Annotated in this window: 8 protein-coding genes; 1 reads left to right on the top strand and 7 read right to left on the bottom strand. The window is 50.5% G+C overall.

All coding sequences use genetic code 11. The features are described 5' to 3' along the window. The 5 genes from HKD32_RS15000 to HKD32_RS14980 form a co-directional block, all read right to left on the bottom strand. Nucleotides 1–587 (bottom strand): DNA cytosine methyltransferase (locus HKD32_RS15000; protein WP_194258404.1); only part of this gene is annotated, 587 nt, incomplete at its 3' end. A gap of 139 nt (nt 588–726) precedes the next feature. Next, nucleotides 727–1,128: a helix-turn-helix domain-containing protein gene (locus HKD32_RS15545; RefSeq protein ID WP_194258403.1), complete on the bottom strand. Its 402-nt coding sequence runs from the start codon at nt 1,126–1,128 to the stop codon at nt 727–729. Further along, complete coding sequence (locus HKD32_RS14990) at nt 1,125–1,688, bottom strand: helix-turn-helix domain-containing protein (protein ID WP_194258402.1); 564 nt, start codon at nt 1,686–1,688, stop codon at nt 1,125–1,127. Before HKD32_RS14990 ends, HKD32_RS15545 begins: the two co-directional genes overlap by 4 nt. Nucleotides 1,689–2,137: 449 nt before the next feature. After that, nucleotides 2,138–2,677: a hypothetical protein gene (locus HKD32_RS14985; protein ID WP_194258401.1), complete on the bottom strand. Its 540-nt coding sequence runs from the start codon at nt 2,675–2,677 to the stop codon at nt 2,138–2,140. Nucleotides 2,678–2,679: 2 nt separating this feature from the next. Beyond that, nucleotides 2,680–2,982, bottom strand: coding sequence for a mobilization protein (locus tag HKD32_RS14980; protein ID WP_194258400.1), 303 nt, complete (start codon nt 2,980–2,982; stop codon nt 2,680–2,682). Between the two features lie 161 nt (nt 2,983–3,143). Between HKD32_RS14980 and mobQ the strand changes: the two genes are divergently transcribed. Further along, nucleotides 3,144–4,451: a MobQ family relaxase gene (mobQ, locus tag HKD32_RS14975; RefSeq protein ID WP_194258399.1), complete on the top strand. Its 1,308-nt coding sequence runs from the start codon at nt 3,144–3,146 to the stop codon at nt 4,449–4,451. 20 nt (nt 4,452–4,471) lie between these two features. Here the strand turns inward: mobQ and HKD32_RS14970 are convergent, their stop codons facing one another. Together HKD32_RS14970 and HKD32_RS14965 are read right to left on the bottom strand one after the other, a co-directional pair. Then, the gene (locus tag HKD32_RS14970; RefSeq protein ID WP_194258398.1) at nt 4,472–5,335 is read right to left on the bottom strand and encodes a hypothetical protein; all 864 of its coding nucleotides are present in this window, start codon (nt 5,333–5,335) and stop codon (nt 4,472–4,474) included. A 3-nt stretch (nt 5,336–5,338) separates the two neighbouring features. Further along, nucleotides 5,339–6,047: DNA cytosine methyltransferase (locus HKD32_RS14965; RefSeq protein WP_194258397.1), on the bottom strand; the 709-nt coding region annotated here is incomplete at its 5' end.

Genomic DNA, 6,047 nt, shown 5'->3' with positions numbered 1-6,047 from the left:
AATGCTTCATAGGCTTTGCGCAATGAAGATGTATGCCAGGGTGAATTAGGTTTATCGTTGGAGCCGAAGGGTACGAGATCGTTTCTGACCGCAATGAAAAATAATCGCGGTCGGGAGTGGGGCAGAAAAAGCGCTGCATCTACGACAAAGGCACCATAACGATACCCTAAATCTTTAAGAGATCGGCAAATAGCAGCAAAGTCTGATCCCTTATGAGATGTCAGGGTGCCAACGACGTTCTCTAGGGCGATAATGGCAGGTGCTCTACCCTCTTTCCGCAACCTCTGAATTATATCTATAAACGGCCAGAAAGTACCAGAACGATTGCCTTTTAGCCCGGCACCACCCCCCGCTAAAGATAGGTCTTGGCATGGGAAAGACCCCCAAATCAGATCTGCATGAATGGGTAACTGTTCTGATCGGATATTGCGAATATCATCGGCGAGCATTTCCTTGTCGCCCCAATTTCGTTGATACGTCGCAGCTTTTTTTCTATCGAAATCGTTAGCGAATAAACATTTCCAGCCATCCCCTAAGCCCGCTCTAGCCATTCCTCCGCCAGCAAAAAATTCGTAAAATGTTCTCATGGCTGGTTCTTCTCAGTGTCTGATTTCAGAACGACGATTAGTTGCGGAGATACTACAGGAACAACCAAAATGGACCTGGAGTGAGCATAGATCGGAAACAACGTAGGTCGCCGAGGGCATCCGATTTGCTGTGAAAAATTCACCAAAACCACCATTTCCGTGACCGTGTTTCGGCTAGCTTCTGGGCAATTTTTCGCCAGTGATCGCGATCAGATTCAACGGTTGCCCGGAGCGTCTTTTCGGCTTCGAGTTCGGCCTTCACGCGCACCAATTCTAGAGTGTCTTGGGCGATTGGATTGGGGTGTGCAGGGGTGTGCGCATGGTGTGCATCGTCCTCTCTCTGCACAGTGTGTGCACACTGTGCAGGGTGTGCGGAGAGCCATGTATTCAGATCGTCAGCTTTGATCCGCCATTGGTTTTTATTATCTCGAAAAGCCTGTAAATCTGCTGATTTTATAGCCCGCATGATCGTCCATCGGGAAACGTCAGCTACCTGTGCAGCCTGTGCAGGCGATAGGTGTGCAGGTGTGTGCGCGCTCACTGTGCAGGATCGTCGCGGCTAGTGGCGGGCAAGTCAGGCTCCAGACCCTCAAGAGAGGGCTGAGAAGGGGGAGGTAGACCAGGGCCAACGGGTAGCTGGCGCTCGCCACGATGTAGCGATGGTATATGTTCTAAAGGTGGTTGTGCACCGATATCGGCATTGTCGGGTTGTTCATTATCGGAGACTAGAACTGCTGCTGAAAAAAGGCTGTAGCGGATGCCATCCCGTGCACCAGACCATGCCACTCGGTCATTTACGATGTAGGCATTAACCGTACCAGAGGCGCCCACTTGACGGACTTCGATCCAATTTTCGTCTTTGAGCACCTGGAGAGAACGACGGACAGTGCGAGTGCTGCATTTAGTCAGAGTAGATAGAGTTTCCTGACTGGCAACCAGCGCATTGTGTCTGCCCATTTTAGCAATAATTACATGCAAAAGCGCTGCTGCACGGGGGTTTTCAACAGCGAGAATAGACCATCTCTCATGTGCTGCTCGTTCAGTTTGTACCCATGTTCCTGTTGGTGGGGTGGCAATCTGAATTTGTGGCTCTAAAGACATTTTGTGTCCAGAATCGTGACATGAATGTCCTGACCCTAGGACAGATAAGTGTCTTTATCAATGACATTTATGTCTAAAATTTGGACAAACCCCGGACACAGCTGGTGTCCGGGGGGTAGGACATAGCTGGTGTCCTACCCCCCTAGTTTAAGTAATTGAAAAACAAGCGATAAATATTTTTCTCTTCTATGATCTTAAGAGCCATCCACGAAGCCCACGGGTTCGAGGGGAGTGAACGTCCTATAAACGGTAGCGGACCTCGGGTCCTGTGGACCCTCGGGGGCGGATCAAAGGCAAATTTTTTATTCACCCTCTGTCTGGCGTCCTACGGACGGGCTACGCCGCTCCCGCTCCGCGCTCGCCCAGACCTGAAGCACAAACCAAATTTCCCCATAAATGGCTCAGGAAGAAGGTATGTGGGTGTTCTGGTGGTTTCTAACTGGAAACGGCTATGGGCGTGCTAGGGACCATTCTAGGCCATTCCCAGAAGTGGATACGCACCACGTTCCTTTCTGGTCAGTTCTGACCTTGTAGCCCTCAATTCGACACATACCGAATGCCTGAATCTGGCCTACCCTGTCCATTTCGTAGGCTAGGTGGCCCGATGGTGACGATATGGCCCATTCTGCCAGTTTGTCCCGCTGCTTGGTTTCTTGCTGCCCCTCAGCCAACCCCTGAGCGTATCCAGTTCGGCTGCCCTTGATATCCCCCAAAAACGCCGCGCAGAACACAAGCACGATTGCTCCAAACCCGCAGGTGATGAGCAGGGTGCGCCGATCGGTCTTGATATAGCTGGTAACAGCCTGCGCAGCTTCTTCAACCCGTTGAGCGGCTTTAGTGCTTTTGGCGTCCAGTGCCTCAAGCTGCTTCGCTAAGGCTGGCAGCTTACCAGCAACGTCCGAATAAGCTTTATTCGACCGCTGGACGGTGTTCTTCAAATCCTCAAACGCACGAAGGCCGAAATCTTCCGTGTCGTCTGGGTCATTCATGGTCAGCCCTCACTCTGCGTTTGTACTGGCCGGGGGGTGGTGAACCCATGATCCTGAAAAGCCTTTATGTCCTGCTCACGAGACAACCGCTTGAGTAGGGCATCAATCACGTTCGAGAAGCGTTCATCACTTTCCGCTGCTTTTAGCAGAGCGCTACCCAAAATTATTTTTTGGCGATCTTCAATTTTCCGCTTCTGCCTGTTTTCAGCATTGCGGGCATCTTTTAGAGCGTTCCGTGCCTGCTCAAGTCTCTTTTCGGCATCAAGAACTCTCTGAGACTTGGTGGGTTGGCTTGTGCTACTCATGTGCTCGAAACTCCTCCTGATAAGAGTCATAGCACAAAATAAGGTTGCCTAGGAACCCTTCATGCCGATAGGTATTAAGGGCGCACTTATGCAAACTCTGCGAGTTTGCGTGCGACAGGGGCGAACCCCTTGCAACCCCATTCTGTCAGCGAGCCGATCACGTGGCGATCTTCCACCTGTCCGTTAAGACCGTATCGCGTAGCACCGGCAGGAGTGCCGTTGCCGCTGCGGCTTATCGAACAGGGGACACGCTGACCAACGAACGCGATGGACGCCAACACGACTACGCTAACCGAACCGGGGTTGATGAAAGTTTCATCATTGCCCCGGATGGCTGCGAGTGGGCGCACAATCGCTCTGCGTTGTGGAACGCTGCCGAGCAGACCGAGAAGCGTTCCAACTCAGTGACGGCCCGTGAATATGTGCTGGCCCTTCCCGCTGAACTGGACGCCAAAGACAGGGCAGACCTTGCACGGTCTTTTGCCTCTGCCGTGGTCGAGCGTTACGGGGTGGCTGCTGATGTTGCCCTTCATGCCCCCAGTGCCGGTGGTGATGACCGGAACTATCACGCCCATATCCTCACCACGACACGGGAGGTTGAGCCAGGCGGGCTGGGCAAGAAAACCCGCATACTGGATGCCGCCAAAACGGGTGGGCCGGAGATCGAGAGCCTTCGGGAATTGTGGGCCATGCAGTGCAATGAAGCACTAGAGCACCACCAAAAGCCCGCCCGCATTGATCACCGCAGCTATGAGCGGCAGGGTGTGGACGAAATGCCGACCCTGCACCTTGGGCCGACCAGTACCACAATGGAGCGCCGGCATAAGGCCGAGCAGGAGCGGAAGGGGGAATCATACAAACCCCAGACGTTCAAGGCTCAGGAGAACGAGCGCAGGCGTACCCTGAATGACCATGTGCGAGAAATGGTGCGTGAGTTGGCCGCCACCGTTAGGGAGGTGGCCGCTCAGGCCATGGACGCCAAGCGGAAAGGGGTGAATGGCCTTCTGAACGCCTTGAGGGTGAAGGGAAAACAGGAAGCGGACGAACAGGCCAGACGGGCGGCAGAAGCCCGCAAGCGTGAGGAGGAGCGGAAGGAAGCCTTGCGTCAGCAGGCACTCAGGGACGCCAGAGAGCGGGCTGTTCAGGAGGCCAAAGAGCGTATGGGCGATATGGCCAAAAGGGTGCAGAGATTGGCCCCTGATGCCCGCGAGAATTTCCTTGCGGGAGAATACCCTTCAGATCCGTTTGACCGCGTATTGAAGGCTCACAGGCACCCTCTGGGCACCGCTGGACTGGATGCCGAGGAGAAGGCCGTCAGGGCGCACCTGAAGGTATATCAGGAGCAAGAGAAACGTCAGCAGGCCGAGAGGCAACAGGTACCAGCGCGAGGTCGTGGAAGGGGGCGAGGTGGGCCGTCTCGTTCCCGGTCGAGGGATTACGACAGCGGCCCAAGTTTTGATCCATTCTAAACGGCTGATCGAATAGTTTTTTAAGATCGACGGATTGGAGTTGGTTTGGATTTTTTCACCACTACACCATTTCGGTCGATAGTTGTGGTTCTTACTAACTCCACACCATTCATTGCAGCATCAAAGTGAACATAATTTAGTTCATTATTGCTTCCCCCAAAGCATTTATTCATAGCATCTAATATTCCAACACCTTCTATAGTGTGGGGTCGCGGATTTGGATTGTTTCTTGGGCTTGGTATAGTTTCAGGAAATAGATAAATGCATGGAGGGGGAAGTTTGTATGGGCCAATTTCAGTAATTTCACGTCCATATTGTTCTATTTTTGGGCATTTTCTGGCAGTGGTTCCACACAGCCAGTCCCAAACAACTAGCCCATCTACGCGTTTTTGCTCTGATATGATGTCCGCAGAAAAACGAGTATGAATTCCAGACCAAACATTATGGCGAGGGTCTGCTCCTTTATTCTGGCAAACACTCCACACTATAAATTCATGAGCATGTGGTGGACGTGCGGATATATTTGTATTGTTTCCGTCTAGACAACCTTTTAGTTCTATTGCGGCTATTTTCCCATTATTCAATGTAACTGAATAATCATGTCTATTTGATCCGCCAGCTTCTATCCAATCTTGGATATATTTATTGTCCTGCATGTAGTTCAAAACATGCTTAACAAAAATTTTCTTTTCACCCATAGACGCAGAAATTTGTCCGCGTACTCTCTGTATTGACCCTTCGAAAATACCGCTATCGTAGAATTCTACTTCGCTTAGACCAAAAGGATTAAGTTTGTGAGATTGAGTTTTTAATATTTCTGCAAATTCGTCTATTTTTGATCCAAGTTGTGGGTCTCGTTGGCAAGGTATTGTTTCATCAGACATAATTTACTTCCTAGACCTAATTTTTTGAGAAAGTTCTTTACGGGATTTTTTTGGAAATTCTACAAGATTGTTGGCACGAGAAAAATCAACAACTGGTTCAATAATATTCTTGGTAATATGCCTTACAACTGGCACAGCCACACCATCTCCAGTTAAATGGTAGGCTTCATTATACGTGCTTGGTAAATAATAATTGTCACTCAACCCCATGAGCCGAGCAGTTTCTCGTGTTGATATGAGTCTTGATTTTATTTTTTTCCCATCGACAACAAGAATTAGTTGTCTGGAAGATCCTCCAGCAGGAGTTCTTAAGCACCCAGCGATGTCATCAAATCGTACTTCTGCCCGTTGTATTTTGATGCCGTGTTGAAAACGTGTTCGTTTATACAACCCGCCAACCATACGAACACCAGCAGCCTTCGCTGTTTCAACTTTTGCCAAATTGACGTCACTCATCATCGACAGCAAGGCGCGTGTTTCTGCTGTAGTATGCCACTGGACACCTGTTGGCTCATCTTCGATTAAGTCCGCAAATCTTGTTTGGCGCTTGGGAGGAATTGGCATGTCCCACCACACCCAAGATTCCATTAAATCAGAAGGCAATGCTTCATAGGCTTTGCGCAATGAAGATGTATGCCAGGGTGAATTAGGTTTATCGTTGGAGCCGAAGGGTACGAGATCGTTTCTGACCGCAATGAAAAATAATCGCGGT

Source organism: Gluconobacter japonicus, assembly GCF_015244665.1.
Lineage (GTDB): Bacteria > Pseudomonadota > Alphaproteobacteria > Acetobacterales > Acetobacteraceae > Gluconobacter > Gluconobacter japonicus.
The sequence above is the reverse complement of the archived record's forward strand: the minus strand, read 5'-3'. Positions and strand labels throughout refer to the sequence as shown.